Annotated in this window: 12 protein-coding genes; 6 read left to right on the top strand and 6 right to left on the bottom strand. The window is 46.1% G+C overall.

The annotated features are described in order from the left end of the window. Positions 1-96 precede the first annotated feature (96 nt). On the top strand, positions 97-1,545 hold the full coding sequence (locus ATB76_RS06965; protein WP_061034942.1) for a lytic transglycosylase F: 1,449 nt from the start codon (positions 97-99) through the stop codon (positions 1,543-1,545). Between the two features lie 104 nt (positions 1,546-1,649). Here the strand turns inward: ATB76_RS06965 and ATB76_RS06960 are convergent, their stop codons facing one another. From ATB76_RS06960 to ATB76_RS06945, 4 genes are all read right to left on the bottom strand, one after another. Further along, a complete protein-coding gene (locus ATB76_RS06960) occupies positions 1,650-2,534 on the bottom strand; it encodes a DMT family transporter (RefSeq protein WP_042600863.1) in 885 nt (294 codons plus the stop codon). A gap of 18 nt (positions 2,535-2,552) precedes the next feature. Beyond that, positions 2,553-3,269 carry a 3'-5' exonuclease gene (locus ATB76_RS06955; protein WP_038866978.1) on the bottom strand — a complete coding sequence of 239 codons (717 nt, stop codon included), beginning with the start codon at positions 3,267-3,269 and terminating at the stop codon, positions 2,553-2,555. Further along, positions 3,269-5,131 (bottom strand): putative nucleotidyltransferase substrate binding domain-containing protein, encoded by a 1,863-nt coding sequence (locus tag ATB76_RS06950; RefSeq protein WP_038866979.1) that lies wholly within the window; start codon positions 5,129-5,131, stop codon positions 3,269-3,271. The genes ATB76_RS06955 and ATB76_RS06950 overlap by 1 nt, the downstream gene beginning before the upstream one ends. Positions 5,132-5,304: 173 nt before the next feature. After that, a complete protein-coding gene (locus ATB76_RS06945; RefSeq protein WP_038866981.1) occupies positions 5,305-6,024 on the bottom strand; it encodes a FadR/GntR family transcriptional regulator in 720 nt (239 codons plus the stop codon). Between the two features lie 368 nt (positions 6,025-6,392). On the opposite strand from ATB76_RS06945, the gene ATB76_RS06940 reads away from it, so the two are divergent. The 4 genes from ATB76_RS06940 to ATB76_RS06925 all read left to right on the top strand — a co-directional run bounded on the left by ATB76_RS06940 (position 6,393) and on the right by ATB76_RS06925 (position 10,809). Next, a complete protein-coding gene (locus ATB76_RS06940; RefSeq protein ID WP_061034941.1) occupies positions 6,393-7,169 on the top strand; it encodes an SDR family NAD(P)-dependent oxidoreductase in 777 nt (258 codons plus the stop codon). Between the two features lie 119 nt (positions 7,170-7,288). Next, a complete protein-coding gene (locus ATB76_RS06935; protein WP_061034940.1) occupies positions 7,289-8,005 on the top strand; it encodes a FadR/GntR family transcriptional regulator in 717 nt (238 codons plus the stop codon). 114 nt (positions 8,006-8,119) lie between these two features. Beyond that, complete coding sequence (locus ATB76_RS06930) at positions 8,120-9,478, top strand: MATE family efflux transporter (RefSeq protein ID WP_081094895.1); 1,359 nt, start codon at positions 8,120-8,122, stop codon at positions 9,476-9,478. A gap of 260 nt (positions 9,479-9,738) precedes the next feature. Next, a complete protein-coding gene (locus ATB76_RS06925) occupies positions 9,739-10,809 on the top strand; it encodes a polysaccharide lyase family 7 protein (RefSeq protein ID WP_061034938.1) in 1,071 nt (356 codons plus the stop codon). Positions 10,810-11,281: 472 nt separating this feature from the next. On the opposite strand, the gene ATB76_RS06920 is transcribed toward ATB76_RS06925, so the two are convergent. Together ATB76_RS06920 and ATB76_RS06915 are read right to left on the bottom strand one after the other, a co-directional pair. Next, positions 11,282-13,447, bottom strand: a complete 2,166-nt coding sequence (locus ATB76_RS06920; protein ID WP_061034937.1) for a heparinase II/III family protein — start codon at positions 13,445-13,447, stop codon at positions 11,282-11,284. Positions 13,448-13,449: 2 nt separating this feature from the next. Further along, positions 13,450-15,615: a heparinase II/III family protein gene (locus ATB76_RS06915; RefSeq protein WP_061034936.1), complete on the bottom strand. Its 2,166-nt coding sequence runs from the start codon at positions 15,613-15,615 to the stop codon at positions 13,450-13,452. Between the two features lie 421 nt (positions 15,616-16,036). Between ATB76_RS06915 and ATB76_RS06910 the strand changes: the two genes are divergently transcribed. Next, positions 16,037-16,372, top strand: a complete 336-nt coding sequence (locus tag ATB76_RS06910; RefSeq protein WP_005450851.1) for a cupin domain-containing protein — start codon at positions 16,037-16,039, stop codon at positions 16,370-16,372. Positions 16,373-16,381 lie beyond the last annotated feature (9 nt).

Raw genomic sequence — 16,381 nt, 5'->3', positions numbered from 1 at the left:
TTTATTTCTCGAACAAGGTCAGGCTCAGACCTAAGACATGCCCTTGAGTTTTTATTGCTAAAATTATCATTAATGATTTGGCGAACGGATAAGCTCATGGTGGGTAAAATACTTTGCATCGTCCTGTGTCTTTGGTCTTTCTCTCATACCAGTGCCGCATTGGAACTGTCTCCTTTAAAGTCTGATCCCTACGTGGGGGACTTAGAGACGCTAAAGGAAAAGAAAGCCGTTCGTATTTTGGTGTCTGCTGATCTGGGTTTTTACTACATCCAAAATGGTAAGCCGAAAGGCATTATCTCTGAGCTTATTTATGAGTTTGAACGCTATTTAAGGAAGAACAAAAAGGCGCTCAACATTCAGGTTATTCCGGTCGCAAGAAACGAACTCATCCCCAAATTGATAGCTGGTTATGGTGACGTCATAGTTGCGAATCTAACCATTACCAATGAGCGCAAAGAGCAGATTGCGTTTAGCGATCCGGTACGAGAAAACGTCTCAGAAATCATTGTTACCAACAGCAGATACTCGGACATTAAAACCGTGGATGATTTAAGTGGGCTGGATGTTTGGGTGAGAGAAAGCTCGAGTTATCATAAGAGCTTAACTAAGGTAAATAATTACTTCACGATACAAAACAAACCGCTGATTAATATCTTGTTTCTTGATGAGATCATGCAAGATTATGAGGTCTTAGAAATGGTCAGTGCGGGCATTGTCGATATCACCGTACTTGACCGACACAAGACGGGGATGTGGGGGAATATCTTTCCCGGCGTGGCATTCCATAATCAAATCACCATCAGAGAAAATGCACAGATTGGCTGGGGAATACGACAAGATTCGCCACAGTTAGAAGAGGCGGTGAACAAGTTCATCAAGGAAGTGCGCATAGGAACTTTGTTCGGCAATGTGGTCAATGAAAGGTATCTAGAAAACGACAAATGGTTGAGAAAGTTCCTTAACCGAGACAACGCAGTTCGTTCTAGAGAGTTGTTGGATATCTTCTATCTCTATTCACAAGAGTATCAGTTTAACCATCTGTTGATGTTGGCCCAAGGCTTTCAAGAGTCAGGTTTGAACCAGAATGTGATCTCTCATATGGGGGCGGTTGGGATTATGCAAATCTTGCCCACAACCGCGCGGGATAGAGCGGTAAATATCTCGAACATTTATGAAGAAGAGCCAAACATTCATGCTGGCGTGAAATACATGAACTACCTAAGGAAATACTTCTTTAACGATGACAACATCAGCGACAACGACATCATTTACTTCTGTCTTGCAGCCTACAATGCAGGGCCAGGTAACATGAGGAAGATGAGAAGAATTGCCAAAGAAAAAGGGTATGATCCCAATGTCTGGTTCGGCAATGTGGAAGTAGTGACGCGGCAATACATCGGACTTGAGCCGATACGCTACGTCAGCAACATTAACCATTACTTTATTGCCTACAAGCTGCTAGAGAGACTCAACAACCGTCGTAGTGAACTTGAACATTACCTTCATCCACCATACAAACTCGAGACTATTAAGCTCTATTACTAACGAGAAAAGTGTTAGTGGCACAGGTATTCGCAAGATAGCTTAAGCACTATAAAAAAGAGGAGCGCGATGCTCCTCTTAGGTATTTATTGTATTGCTTGAGGCGGTTAAGACACTTCTTGCGCAGTTGGCGCTCGGCGCTTGTTCCCCAGTAAACGCTGCCAATTGAGCGGCATCATCGGCAGTACAATCAGGACGATACCGAGCGCGGTAAACAGGTCAGGTATTTCATCAAACCACATCACACCAAACAATGTCACGAACGCCAGTCCGGAGTACTCAGCTAGTGCAATCTGGCTTGCAGGAGCACGCTTAAACGCTTTGACCACCAAGGCATGGTAGGCAAGCACAAACAAGTTAATTGCCATAATCCACATCAGATGTTGCCATGTAATGGCTTGCCATTGAGGGTAGGCGAGCAATAAAGCGACCGGTAATGTCATTAACGTTGTCCAAAACAAGGTGCACACCAAAGGCTGGTCTTGAGGCATACGGCGAATAAGGATGTTGCCCACACCGATGGCAAGCGCGCTGCCTAGAGCAATGATCGCCGCCCAATGGAAATGTTCAGGGCGAAGCACAATTAAGACGCCACCAAAGCCAATCAAGGTGCCGAAAATCTTTCCTTTGGAGGGCTTTTCTTTGAGGAAGATAACCGAGAGCGGCAGCACCAATAATGGGCCCACATAGAAAATCGCATTCGCTGTCGCCAATGGCAGATGCGTGATTGCTACCATAGCGCTGGCACTGCCTATCAGAATCAATTGCGCACGGCAGAAGGTGATCCAATCGCATCCCATTTGACGCTCTCGTTTATCCAAACGAACCCAAAGAGGTAAAAGCAACACCAGACTGATTAATTGGCGAATAAAGACGTATTGAAAAGTGGGCACTTCGCCATTGAGCATTTTGAGGGAAACGTCAGAAAGAGACGCAACCAAGTTCGCCGCCACCAAAAGGAAGATGGCGCTAGAGACATCAGATTTTTTCATATTGGAATGTATAGAGAGTTAGAGACTCAATCGATAAAGGGTACCGATGGTGGTTTTTCCTTGAGGAGTAATGCGAGTTTTTTGTGCCAACAACAGCTCTGCAGTCGCAACCGCATCCGCTAACGCATTGTGCCCATTGTATTCTGGCAGGCCATAACGAGCGCGAGTGCCAGAGAGAGTGACATCAATTTCGTCACGAGGATTAATCGCTTTCTGTAGATGCTTTTCAATGCACATGGTGTCGAGCCAAACCAAAGGCGGTTCGCTGAGTTTAAACACCCGCTGTAGATATTGATTGATGAACTGGGTTTCGACCACACAAGCGTGAGCGACCAAGATCTTGCCTTTAGCGGCGTGGAAAAACGCTCGCATGGCATCATGGATAGAAACGCCTTCGGACAGCATTTGCGGCGTAATATGGTTGATCACCGCGGTTTCTGGTTTGATTTGCGAATCACTATTGATGTACATGTGCTGGCTGGTGGCCAGATCCACTTTGCCATTCGCAATGTCTACCCAACCGATCGACAAAATCAAATCTTCTTCGCTGTCTAAGCCGGTCGTTTCCAAATCTAGCACAATGTAATTGGCATCTTGTGCAAATTGCGCCGCTTCCAGATGTGGCGTTTGAACCAGCGCTTTGATGTGCTCTGGCATGGTCGTCTGTTTCACGTATTGCTCGCGCTTTCGATTCAGGCGCGAGCAAGGATGAAAGTGTTCTAAGATTCGCTTCATTAACGGCTCCCAAAGCGCACTTTCGCCGCTTCTTGCAAATCAGCAATAATACGGAAGGCGTCTTTCAGGTGCTGGCGTTCAAAGCTACCGAACGTATTTGGGTCGATGTGGTTATTTGGCTCTTCACCGCGTTTCAGCGCTTCTAACTGATGACCAAAACGGAACGATAAGATGAACTGGTAGGCGTTCAGGATGTTCTTGTACGCATCTTCACTTAATACGCCCGCTTCATTCGCTGCTTTGAAACGCTCGTCGGTTGCCGTTAAATCACACTCAACCGCCAAACCGTAAATGCGCGCCAAATCGATGATCAGATTGATGGCGTATTTCTTCACATCGAGCGTCTTCTTGTTCTCACCCGACTTCTCCAAAACTAAACTGTTGAAGATGCCCAACGGGGGATTGGTGTTCACCGCATCGTTCACTAACATGGAGAGGAACTCACGGTTGCTGCGAATGTTAGTATGCAGTTCATCTCGCAAGATGCTCTCGTAATCTTTATTGCCGTAAAGGGTACGAATTTCCAAGAACACGCTGATGTTTAGTAAGCGCTCGTATTCTGGGTTGGCAACCCACTTTTTGTAGTATTTCTTCCAAACGCTTAGAGGTTGGCACCACTTTGGCGTCGCGGCCATAAACTTGCCAGGACACAAAGGGTAATCACAGCTTGCAAGGCCGTTACTGACGATCATAGCAAGATGCTTGAAGTAAATTCGGTCGTTCTCTGTCGCGTGGTCAGCAAGGACGATCGCGCTGTCTTGATCCGACAACATGTGGACTTCGTTACGAGCGTGAGAGCCTGCCACAATCCATGAGAACTTACATGGCGGAGGACCAAGCTTATCAATCGCGATTTGAATCAAACGGCGCGTGTAAGCGTCCATGATCATTGTCATCACTTTACCGATGACTTCTGGTGAGACGTGCCCATCAACTAGCGCTTCAAAGATCGCTTGGCGCTCTGGAGTAAAGCTCGACAGAGATTTTACGCTGCCTGCGTATTTGATTTTCTCGATCAAGAAGATGGCTTGCACACGGTGGTTTTGCACAAGATGTGTCGTAGTAAGCACGCCGACGACCTTGTTATTTTCCACTAATGGCAGGTTGCGAATATTGTGCTGCATCATCATCGATGCGGCGTGTAAGACGAGATCATCCGGTTTGATGGTTTGCGGATCGTGTGTCATCACTTCAGAAATAGGGCGGTCAGTACTTACCCCTTGTGCGATAACGCGCTTGGTCATATCGCGGTCGGTAATCAAGCCAACGATTTTGTCGTTTTCGTAAACCACGGCGCAAGGGGAGCATTTGGTCAGCATCTCGTTTGCAACGGTTTGAATCGACTGATCGGCAGTCACTACTGCAACGCGACCGCTGGCGACCTCGCCAACGCGGCGAATGAACAAGCCTTTCTCTTTGTTTGACCACACCACATCCAGCGCGGATTTCAAACGAACTTGTGCCTGAGAAGCAAAGTGTTCTGCACATTCTGGGTGGGTTTCGAACAGCTTTTTAAGGGCCGAGTTGGGAATCACATAAACCAGTGAGTTCTCAATTGCGATGGCGCGGTAGCCCTTAGTGCTGTCGATTTGGCTGCCAAGAAAGGTGAAACCGAAGATGTCTTCTGGCCCCAGTTTCGCACGTAGCACACCATCGGACTTTCTTTGCTCCATGGAGCCAGTTCGTATGATGTAGAGCGACTTCTCTTGGCCTGTCACGCATTGGTCAATGACTTCACCTTTGCCCAGGTAAGTAATCTGCACGTGCGATGCGAGTTCACGTAAAGCGGGTTTTGGGATCTTGTCGAATGGGTCGACTTGCCCAATAAATTGCAGGATGTTTGGCAGCAAAGATTCAGTCATAACACAGCACTTTAATAAATTTGATTTGTATTATTATATATCTAAATTTAATCAAAGTATCACTGAATAAGAAGTTTTTTGTGAGGATAGAGAGGGTTCTGGCTAAAGCAAGAGGGGAGTAGAGACAAAAAAGCACGCGAAGGACGCGTGCTTTCAATGGTTTGTCGATGAACTTATTTTACTGGCGCTAAGCGGTGCTTAGAGTCTAATAAGTGATTTGCTGATGCTTGGCGCGCTTTGTCAGCGTTGCCTGCCATGATTGCATCGTAAATCTGACGGTGTTCTTTGATACAAGTGCTGCCTTCTTCCGAAGAGTGCGCAATAAAGTTAACGAACATCGTCGTCAGGATATTGCCGAATGGTAGGTAGAAGTCGTTACCCGTTGCGTTGAAAATCAGGCTATGGAAACGAGTGTCAACTTCCATCCATTTTGCCTGATCAAACTCTTCCGCTTCTGCAACGTCGACCATCTGCTGGAAAGTTTCAGATAATTCAATACGTTGTTCCGCAGTCGCGTGGATAGCAGCAAGTGCACATGCCTCTGGCTCGATCGCACGGCGTAAACCAAGGAATTGACCACAGAACTGGTCAGTATCTGCAAGACCGTCCATCCATTCAATCAGCTGAGGATCTAAGAAGTTCCAGTAAGCGCGGTTGATGACGCGAGTACCAACTTTAGGACGCGACTCAAGTAGGCCTTTCGACGTTAGCAATTTCACTGCTTCACGCAATGCAGTACGGCTGATGCCAAATTGCTCACAAAGAACCATTTCGCCAGGTAGGATAGAGCCCTGAGGAAGCTTACCAGACAAAATACCACGTGCGATTTCACGCGCTACTTGCACATGAAGGCTTCGCTTAGAGCCTGAGATAGAATGAAATTCGCCAGACATAATCTTCACTTAATTACTAAATATGTATTATTTAAGCCGCACTATAGCACTCTTACCCCTACCTACCAAGCAGATGTGAACGTAATATAAGAGGGTTCACAGAACGCACCTTTTCACTAGACACAATCAATGATTGCGTTGACTTGACCGCTTCTTCAATATCGTTTTCATCGCTATCAAGTTGTTAAATTATTCATACAAATAATAGCTGTAAAATCCTATTTGCTGTGACCCAAACCACAAATGCAACGCAAAACTGACGAATTTTGCCGGATCTCGCTCAATTGGGTGCAAATACGCTTGCGACCGAAAGATCTTATTGTATGATTTATCTCGAAAGCACGAATAACTAACATAGGTAAACCGTCATGTTTAACGATTTGAAAGGTAAGCGCGTACTTATCACTGGTTCTACGTCAGGTATGGGCCTAGCGGCGGCACGCGTGTTCGCAAAATACGGCGCTAAAATCGGCATTAACAGTCATCAAACCGGTCCTGACGCAGATGCAGCTGTGACTGAGCTAACCGCACTTGGTGGCGATGTTAAGTTTTTCCAAGCGAACCTTATGGTGACCGCAGATTGCGAAAAGCTGGTTAAGGAATTTACCGAACATTTCGGTGGCATGGACGTGCTAATCAACAACGCTGGTGGTCTTGGCGGTCGTGAAAACCTAGAAAACATCGATGATGAGTTCTACAACCGCGTGATGGATCTGAACGCTCGTTCTGCGTTGATGACAACCAAATATTCAATCCCGCACCTTCGTGCATCCGCATTGGAATCTGGTGAGACAACATGTGTGATCAGCACTGGCTCTATCGCAGCTCGTGAAGGTGGCGGTGTTGGTGCTGGTATCTACGCAGCATCAAAAGCATGGTTGCACGACATTCACCGTAACTGGGTGAAAGAGTTCACTAAAGACAACATCCGTTTCAACATCGTTTCTCCAGGCACTATCGACACCGCATTCCACGATGGTAAATCTGACGAGTTGAAAGCAGCAATCGCAAGCGGTATCCCTATGGGTCGCTTCGGTCGAATCGAAGAAGTAGCACCAACGTTTGCTTTCTTTGCTTCACATGCATGTTCTGGTTACATCACTGGCCAAGTGCTGGATGTAAACGGCGGACAAATGGCGCCATAAGCGCTGACCTATTTCGTTTCAGACGAATACACTGACCTCAAAAAGCCAGCTTCGTCTGGCTTTTTTTGATCATTTATCAAGTGCTAAGGCACTGGAAGCATAATTATAAGGAGCGTCAAATGGCAAAGTTTTCTCTTGTGGAGGATTCACACCGCAAGATCCATGTGCAAGTTGCCAGACAAATCGCCCGCAAAATACTGTCAGGTGAGCTAAACCAAAATGAAAAGCTACCCAATGAGATGGATCTCTGTGACGCGTTTGGCGTGAGTCGCACAGCATTACGCGAGTCAACCAAACTGCTATCAGCAAAAGGGCTAATCGAGTCAAAGCCGAAGGTGGGGACGACCATTCGTGCTCGCAACCACTGGCATTTTCTCGATCCTCAACTCTTGGAATGGATTCAGGACTTAGAAGATACCGAGCCGTTTCTGGCTCAGTTTTTGGGGTTGCGTAAAGCGATTGAACCAGAGGCTTGTGCCTTAGCGGCGAATAACGCAACAGCAGAGCAACGTAAAGAGTTGTCGGTTATTTTTCAGCGTATGACCATGGCAGCCAATCGTTTCGATTATGACGATTGGACGGTTAACGACCACCTGTTCCACCAGACAATATTCCTTGCAACAGGCAATCAATTCTACATTCCGTTTAGCAATATCTTGTCGACCATCTTCAAGCAGTTTATCGATCATTCCGCTGAAGGCGGTCGATTCTGTATTGAAGAACATCGCTCGATTTACGATGCGATTATGGCGGGGAATGGAGACCAAGCTCGCATCGCGTCGCATACATTGCTTAACGACGAAAACCAAAAACTGGCTCAGGTCGTCAACGGTTGATGAATCAACGTGTATTTGGCTTTGCCCTAAAGGTGAAAGGATAGGGCAAGGCCAACGTTTAGCGGCAATTGCTTCCTTGCTAGTTGCGCTTATGACAACCCCGAAAGGTCTACCATGTCTTCCCAACCCTATATAAGAAAAAATCTGTCCCTTGCTTGGCCGCTGGCCTTGAACGCATTATTAATGCAGTCGATGTTAATGATCGACACCTTCCTTGTCTCACCACTCGGTGAAGTTTCCCTTGCTGCCATGGGGATTGCCACAACTGTCATTTCTTTTGCCTTAGGCGTACAAATGGCCTTAGCAAATGGCTCTCAATTGGTTCTGAGCCGTGCGGTTGGATCTGGATTGCATCAATCTGTAAACAAAGGGTTTTGGGCCGGCCTCATCATTAACGTTCTGGTCGCGGTTTTATTTTGGAGCTTGCTGACTTTGTTCGATAAGCATCTGATCAATCAGTTAACTAATAACGTCGCTCTTTATGCAGAGACTGAACGTTACCTCGCTGTCGCCAAGTTCATCATCATCTTCAACGCGATTACTCAAGTCATGATTGCTTTATTTAATGCGCTTGGCCGAACTAAAGTGCCATTCAAAGGTTACTTGATTGAGCTGCCTGTTAACATGGCGATGTCTTATGTGTTGATTCATGGCTTTGCTGGTTTTGAGGGCATTGGCGTGCAAGGTGCGGCAGCAGGTAGTTTGATTGCTATTGTGATACGCCTACTTTACTTAACTTTATGCATTCGACTAGATGACTCTATTGTGCTTTCGTTGAAGAACCTAGATGCCTCGCTTAAGCGCAATACGATTAACCACTTTAAAGAAATTTTTCCAGTCGCGGCGAATGTCACCATGTTGCAGACTGGCGCAACTATCTACATGCTACTGTACTCTCAGTTAACGCTAAATGCTTATGTAGCAATGACGATTGTAATGCCTTGGATCAAAGCGGGTTCTCAGTTCATTACGGCGTGGGCGCACTCATCGGCGATCACGATCAGTCAAGCAATTGGCTCTCGTCAGATGAATAGCTTAAGAAGGGATGTTGACACCAGTATTGATATGGCAGTGATGATCTCATTTGTATCCGCTGCGTTCTTTCTTGCGTTGAGCTATGTTCTACCAGATTTGTACCCTAACCTGGACCCAAGCACTTATCAGGCGCTTTCCGCAATTGCACCTTTGTATATCTTTCTCCCTATCGTCCGTGGGTACAACACGGTACATGGCAATGTCTTGCGTGCATTAGGGAAAACGACGGATGTGTTTAAGATTAACTTTACTGGTCAATGGCTAGTTTCTATTCCTGTTTGTGCGTTGATCATTCTTTATTTGGACCTTTCTGTTTTTTGGGCGTTCGCCGTTATGCCATTTGAAGAAATAGTGAAAGCACTGCCATTTAGGCACTTGGCGCGTAAATCACTCAACGAGTTTGATCTTAAGAAAGCTGAGAAGCTTATGTATGATTAATTTGTCGTTTTTATTTTGATTTTTCGTCTAGTAAAGAGCCCTCAATGATGAGGGCTTTTTTGCCTCTATAGTTTACTGCTGAGTGTTTGGTTTAAATAACCTGCTTTTATCTATCACTTTTTCTTAAAGTTTGATCCAAGTAGAACTTGCAATGATCAAACTGTGAGCGATTTTACACACCCGAATTTCCGTTCGGTTTAATCTCTGGATTAATGATTAATATGTACGACAATAATACATAAATAAGGAAATCCAAATCCATGTGTAATAGCAAAAGACTGAACAAGAATCTCCTCGCTGCCGCCTTACTGACTACGCTACCAATGACCGCTTTGGCCCATAATCAGACACCTCATCCAGTGCCTGCGGATAAGTTCGACATGATGAACTGGAAAATCACCTTGCCAATGGACAAAGACAACAACGGTCGAGCGGATGAAATCGAAGGCGTGGCAATGCTCAGTTACTCACATCACCAATTTTTCTTCTTAGATGAAAACGACAATATGGTCTTTGAAGTGCCGAACATGGCCGTGACAACAAAGGGCTCTACAAACGCGCGTTCTGAACTCCGTCAAATGGGGCGAGGTACTGATGTCGATATCAGCGTGAAAGCGCCAGAAAACAACTGGGCGATTGCTGCGCACCCTCAAGCGGAATCATTCAGCGTAGTAGGAGGAACATTAGAAGCGACGTTAAAAGTAAACCACGTTGCTACGCGCTCTAAGAATCCAGAAAAATACCCAGCGTATTCCGTCGTGGTAGGGCAGATTCATGCAGGCAAAGACCCGGTTCAGTTAGAGGCGAACACAGGGTTTGGACACGGCAACGAACCACTAAAAATCTTCTACAAGAAATGGCCTAACCATAAGATGGGATCGGTGTTCTGGACGTACGAACGCAACCTAGCGAAAGCGGATCCTGATCGCACAGACATCGCTTATCCAGTATGGGGTAATACATGGGAAAACAACGCCGAGCCGGGAGATAAAGGCATCGCACTTGGTGAAGAGTTCAGCTACAGCGTAAAAGTCGAAGGTAACATTATGCAGCTTGTGTTCGAAGCCGAAGACCAACCAACCGTGAAGTATGAACTCGACTTGAGCAATAACGTCGACGCTTATGGAAAAGTGGATAAGAAAGACTTCGCGAAAGGTTATGCGAACGAGTGGTTCTACTTTAAAGCGGGCGCTTACGGACAATGCAGCGTGAAAACTGGTGATAACTTCTGGGCGACAGGTTGTGAAGGAACGGGAGATTTCGAGATGGATAAGAAGAGCGGCGATTACAGCAGCGCCACCTTTTCTGAGTTGAAGCTAAACGGCAAGTAAGATATCGCTTGAACGTCCCTAATCATTGGATTCCAATGGTTAGGGATTTTTTATGCCTCCAACAAAACATGTATAAACGATTTGATTGGTATTGATAAAACGAAGAGGGGGCTGTTGATGGAAGTAAACGAAAAAAAGCCGGACATGACGCCCGGCTTTGAATTAGTTCCCGATTTTTACATTAATTTTTAGTGACCAGGGTCTGTTGACCTTTCGTGATGATTTTTGCAGCAGTTTGTAGGTGTTTTATACAAGGCAGAGGCTTTGATATGTAGTTGTTCTACCTGATAAGCCGATAACGCAGTAGAAAGCACCTACAAACGCTACCCAAAGGGTTCGGCTAAAAGCGTTTTACTCTTTGTTGAGTCAATTTTACTTAGAACCACTAGGCTTCAATCGACTCGCCGCGATTAAAACGCTTTTATCTCGAACAAAATTTAACCACGAAAGATAAACAGACCCTATCTAAAGATTAAATTTGTGCGAATGCGCCTTCCCAAGTGTAAGTCACACCGTCGAACTCAACGCGATGTGCCGCGTTCTGTTTGTCTTCGTCTAGGTTGCAGATAGCGAAGTGGTAAGCGTTGCCTGTTGTGGTTTGCAGACGAATCACGGTGCCCACTTCGTTGTTGCCAACGACGGTTACTGACTCTACTAGGCCACGAGCGCCAACCGATGCTTCAATAGACTCGTTGAAGTAACCGTGTGTCTCTAGCACTGAGGCAAACACGTGGTTCTGACCCGATTGACGTAGGATTAGTGCTGGTTCGCTCTTCAAGTTGAAGTCTGGATCATTTGCGCCTGTGCGAGTGAAGAACACTTTGCCACCGTTTGTTGCGCTTGTGATTAGCGAGTAGTAGCTGTTGTCGTGCAACCAGCTTACAAGCGAGCTGTTTTGAACTTGGCCTGAACCTACATTCCATAGGTGTTGGTAACCGTTGTCTTCGCCCATTGGACGCAGCGTACTTTCTACATCGTATTCAAAGTCCGTACGGATGATTTGACCAGAGTAGTGCACTGGCAGGTCGTATTGGTGCTCTTGATCTGCTTCGATGCGGTAAACATCAATCACAAGTGGTTTTTCGAATTCTGGCAATTCAGCAAGAATGATGCTGCGCTGCATGTCTACACCGTTGTAGTAACCAGAAATACGACCGCTCATGCCTTGCAGCTTTTCATCATCAGCTTTGAAGAAATGCTTAGAACCGTATTTTGATTCCGCTAGAGCCGTGTCGAAGTTGTTTTGCGTCTTTTGGTCAACCGTTACTGTGTTGTGCGCGACTGTCTGCTTACAGTAAGACTTGTTCTCTGGGATGTAACGACCGCCAAATTTAGGCTCAACGTTTACCCAGCGACCAAAGCCGTAATCGTGCAGCACTTCATGACCGCGGTTAAACACACTCAGGTGCAGACCATCGTAGTGACCGTGGTCTAGCGCAGAGTGGTATTGGTGATCGCTGCCATGCTGACCAAACCAGATAAGCGCCATGGTGTCGTCGTCTTGCTCGTCACGGTGACGAAGAATGCTTACGCCGCCTTTTTCGCCCTCTGGACCGTCAGTCACGAATAGGCTACCCCAGTTGAACGGTTTGATGTTGTCTGTTGCTGCAACTGCGTCAGACAATGTCTTGCCTGAGATATGAACCCAAACATCTTGCTGGTGGTCAGCCATGCCAAGTAGCGTTTCAGTTTGCTCGTAACGGTGGTAGCACACAGACGTGGCCATGATTACGCCTTCATCATTGATCGAAATTGTCTTCGATGAATCGTTCAATGCTGGCAAAGTACCATCTGGGAATGCCGTTTTAAATACTGCGTAAGACGTGGTCTTGATGACCGAGTCGTTGAACTCGTAAATACCAAGCTCAGGCTGACGACGTTCAATCGCTTCTGCGAATAGGTAGATTGGACGCAGCGAGAAACGGTGGTAGTAAGGACCTTCCATGTAGTAGCCATCTGGCGAGAACAGTTGGTCTAGCTGAGCTAGGAAGCCGCCGCTAACTTTGTCCAGTTTCAAGCCGTAAAGCGCTTTGTCTACTGCATCTTGATCGTTAATTGCGTAACCACAGATACCTACTGCTGCTACAGCCCACAGACCGTGGTTGTGTACGATGTCAAAGTCGTGACCGTAAGTGACTACGAACAGCTCAATCATTTGTTTGAACAGATCGTTTTCAATCAGTGTTTTTTGCTCTTCTTCCAACGTGTGGTAAATGCAGCTGTACGCACAAGACGCGTATAGCATCCACATGTTCTCGTTCAGAGTTTGGTGGAAGATCTTACCCGGAGGGTTAGAGTCACGGCTGGTGTTGCTCTCTAGCGTTGGGTAAACCTTCGCGTAAGCCGTTAGCATGTCCACGATGTAATCGCGGTATTTCTGTTCGCCAGTGATAAGGAATAGGCGACCCGCTAGATCAATGTGGATGTAGTTTTGCTTGTGACGGTTATGCTCGTAACCGCCGCCTTCGCCGTGACCTGGAACTTCAATACCGACCTCAGCCATGTAAGCGTCAGTTTGTTTGATGTCACGTGCTAGTGCATTTCCTAATAGGCTATCCGTGCCAAGTGCTTTGCTTAGTTCTGCCGCTTCTTCAAAGTTCATTAATAGCGGTTGGTAAGACTGGGTTTGGTAGCTCATTATTATTTCTCCTGCCCGAATGCGTTCACTTCTAGAGAGTAGAAGCCATTCCAGCTGTAGGTTTTACCGTTCAATTCTACTTGGTGTGGGGTTTGGTCGTCAGCGCCTAGAACATTGCTGATCATCACAGTAACCAGTGATTTTTCAGTCGTGATTTCTACGATGCTGCCAACGGCGTTGTAACCCACGACGCGGATATCTTTCACCTGACCACGTGCATTCACCGACTGCTCAAACTCTTCGTTGAAGTAGCCGTGTGTTTCTAGCACAGAAGCAAATAGCGTCGATTCGCCCTTGCTGCGCAGAATGAATGCTGGTTCGCTACGTAGGTTAAAGCTTGGGTCATTGGCGCCAGTGCGAGTGAAGATAACTTCATTATCACCGTTTTGTTTCGCGCTGCTGCTAGTGCCTAACCAAGTGTAGTAGGTGTTGTTTTGTAGCCAGCTAACCAACGCCGTATCTTGCGTTTTGCCGCTTGCTACTTTCCAAAGGTGCTGGTAACCGAAGTCATCGCCAAGCGTGCTCAGTTCACCAAAGCTTTGGTAATCGAAGTTAGTACGTACGATTTGACCATCGTATTGATGAGAGTAGTCGTACTGATGCTCGCCTTCACCTTCGATGCGGTAAAGGTCTAGCAGTAGCGGTGCTTCAAGCTCATCTAGGTTAAGCATGAACACACTGCGTTGCATGTCTGTATTCGGGTAATGGTCGCTCGCAAACGCACTCATACCTTTGATCTCAGTGCCTTCTACTTTGAAGAAGTGAGGCAAACCATGCACCGAATCAGCGCGGTCTACATCGAAACCATTCTGACATTGCTCATCAATCGTTACCGCGTTGTGCGCGATAGTTTGACGTGCGTACGATTTGTTTTCGTCTAGGTAACGACCGCCGAATTTAGGCTCTACGTTTACCCAGCGACAGAAGCCGTATTCACGGAGCACTTCTTGACCACGGTTGAAGAAGGTAATGCCAAGCGTATCGAAGTTACCATGTCCCATGCCGTGTTGACCGTAGTTCATCACAAGCTGTGACACATCACCGGTTTTATCCTGCATACGGATAAAGCCTTGTGCTCCGTTGTTACCAGTTGGACCTTCGTTAAGTTCCACACTTGGCCAGAAAGGCATACCGATTTCACGGTCTGCGATGGCTTTATCGTAAGCTTGAGAAAGCTCAAGACCACAAGGGTGCATCCAAACGGCGTTTTGAATCTTCGCCATGCCAAGGATGTTGTCATCCAAGCCGTAGTGCTTGCTGTAAACACTCACTGCAACTTGAACACCCATGTCGGTAATGCTCATGGTACGAGATGCATCGTTTAGGGCAGGGAACTCACCATTCGGGTAAGCCGTTGCCAGCATCGCTTGTACTGTGTTGCCAATCACTTTGTTTTTGTAGTTGTAGATGTCTACTTCAGGCATGTGACGGTGTACTACTTCTGCAAATACACAAGTTGGACGAATCGCATAACGATGGTAGTACGGACCTTCCATGTAGTAACCAGAAGGGGCGAACAACTGTGAGATTTGCGCTAGGAAGCCACCGGTATCATCACGATCTTGACCGTATACCGACATCTCTAGATATTCAGGTTTGCCAATGGCTAGACCACAGATACCAACAGCCGCAACTGCCCAGATACCGTGGTTGTGAATGCGGTCGAAATCGTGCGCGTATTTCACTGTGAACATGTCTAGCATTGGTTCGAAAATGCGCTCAACAACAGCTGTGCGCTCTTCTTCTGTCATCACTGATGCCACGCAAGAGTAAGCAAGGCTAGTAAACATTAACCAACAGTGTTCATTAAGGATCTGGTGGAAAAGACGACCTGTTGGGTTAGTGTTTTTCTGTACGTGGAAATCAAAAGTGAGGTACTTCTCTGCGTAAATAGCGAGAAGATCTTTAACGAACTGCGCGTACTTTTCTTCTTGAGTGATCAAGAACAAACGACCCGCTAAATTCATGTAGGTATAGTTTTGTTTGTGGCGGTTGTGCTCGTAGCCACCCGCTTCGCCGTGACCTGGTACGTCTAGAGGCAGACGCATAAAGGCTTCAAGTTCCTTGCGATTCGCTTCAATGGATTTACCCATTAAGCTCGGCTTTCCGACTTCCTTTCTTAGTAGTTCGACTTCTGCTTCAGTCAACAAAATCGGTTGTGTAGTCATTTCTTTACCACCCTCAGATGAAGTGTGTTGTTTTCTTAAACTTTCTATAAAGTAATACAATATTAAGTTTGGGTGTAGTTTTTGTGGCAAAAAGGGAGAGTGAAATCACGCGAATTTAGCTAACTTATTGATTTATATCGCTGTGGTAATCCTTGTTGTGACTGATGTTTCGGCGTTATCAATCGTTAAGTGGAATGCTTTAACGAGCACCATTTGATGAATATCACATATTTTTAGATATATTGTATGACAATTAAAATAGATCGGATATGCTCGTTACCAATTCAACAGCAGACCCTTTCGCTTTGCGTTTCACTTTTATCAATACGACGCTTTTTTAAGAGAACCTTTTAATAAAAGCATGGTTAAGAATGAAGTGCCGTAGGGTTCGCTTTAATAGAGACTTTTTAGGAGTATGACGATGAATTCTTTCTTTGTATTAGATGAGAACCCGTGGGAAGAGCTAGGCGGCGGTATCAAACGTAAAATTGTTGCTTACACAGATGACCTAATGGCGGTTCACCTATGTTTTGATAAAGGTGCGATTGGCGCTCCGCATACTCACGAAATCCACGATCAAATCGGTTACGTAGTACGTGGCAGCTTTGAAGCGGAAATCGAAGGCGAGAAGAAAGTACTAAAAGAAGGCGACGCATACTTTGCTCGTAAGCACATGATGCACGGTGCGGTTGCACTAGAGCAAGACAGCATTCTTCTAGATATCTTCAACCCAGCTCGTGAAGACTTCTTAAAATAATCTATAGCG

Origin of the sequence: Vibrio sp. MOR3 (genome assembly GCF_001557775.1) — a bacterium.
GTDB classification, from domain to species: domain Bacteria; phylum Pseudomonadota; class Gammaproteobacteria; order Enterobacterales; family Vibrionaceae; genus Vibrio; species Vibrio jasicida.
Note: the sequence above shows the minus strand (reverse complement) of the source record. Positions and strands in the feature narration are given on the sequence as shown.

Excerpts from the sequence above, each read along its gene's own strand:
- ATB76_RS06950 (WP_038866979.1), bottom strand. The coding sequence starts at position 5,131 with ATGACTGAATCTTTGCTGCCAAACATCCTGCAATTTATTGGGCAAGTC.
- ATB76_RS06960 (WP_042600863.1), bottom strand. The coding sequence starts at position 2,534 with ATGAAAAAATCTGATGTCTCTAGCGCCATCTTCCTTTTGGTGGCGGCG.
- ATB76_RS06945 (WP_038866981.1), bottom strand. The coding sequence starts at position 6,024 with ATGTCTGGCGAATTTCATTCTATCTCAGGCTCTAAGCGAAGCCTTCAT.
- ATB76_RS06925 (WP_061034938.1), top strand. The coding sequence starts at position 9,739 with ATGTGTAATAGCAAAAGACTGAACAAGAATCTCCTCGCTGCCGCCTTA.
- ATB76_RS06930 (WP_081094895.1), top strand. The coding sequence starts at position 8,120 with ATGTCTTCCCAACCCTATATAAGAAAAAATCTGTCCCTTGCTTGGCCG.
- ATB76_RS06955 (WP_038866978.1), bottom strand. The coding sequence starts at position 3,269 with ATGAAGCGAATCTTAGAACACTTTCATCCTTGCTCGCGCCTGAATCGA.
- ATB76_RS06965 (WP_061034942.1), top strand. The coding sequence starts at position 97 with ATGGTGGGTAAAATACTTTGCATCGTCCTGTGTCTTTGGTCTTTCTCT.
- ATB76_RS06915 (WP_061034936.1), bottom strand. The coding sequence starts at position 15,615 with ATGACTACACAACCGATTTTGTTGACTGAAGCAGAAGTCGAACTACTA.
- ATB76_RS06935 (WP_061034940.1), top strand. The coding sequence starts at position 7,289 with ATGGCAAAGTTTTCTCTTGTGGAGGATTCACACCGCAAGATCCATGTG.
- ATB76_RS06940 (WP_061034941.1), top strand. The coding sequence starts at position 6,393 with ATGTTTAACGATTTGAAAGGTAAGCGCGTACTTATCACTGGTTCTACG.
- ATB76_RS06920 (WP_061034937.1), bottom strand. The coding sequence starts at position 13,447 with ATGAGCTACCAAACCCAGTCTTACCAACCGCTATTAATGAACTTTGAA.
- ATB76_RS06910 (WP_005450851.1), top strand. The coding sequence starts at position 16,037 with ATGAATTCTTTCTTTGTATTAGATGAGAACCCGTGGGAAGAGCTAGGC.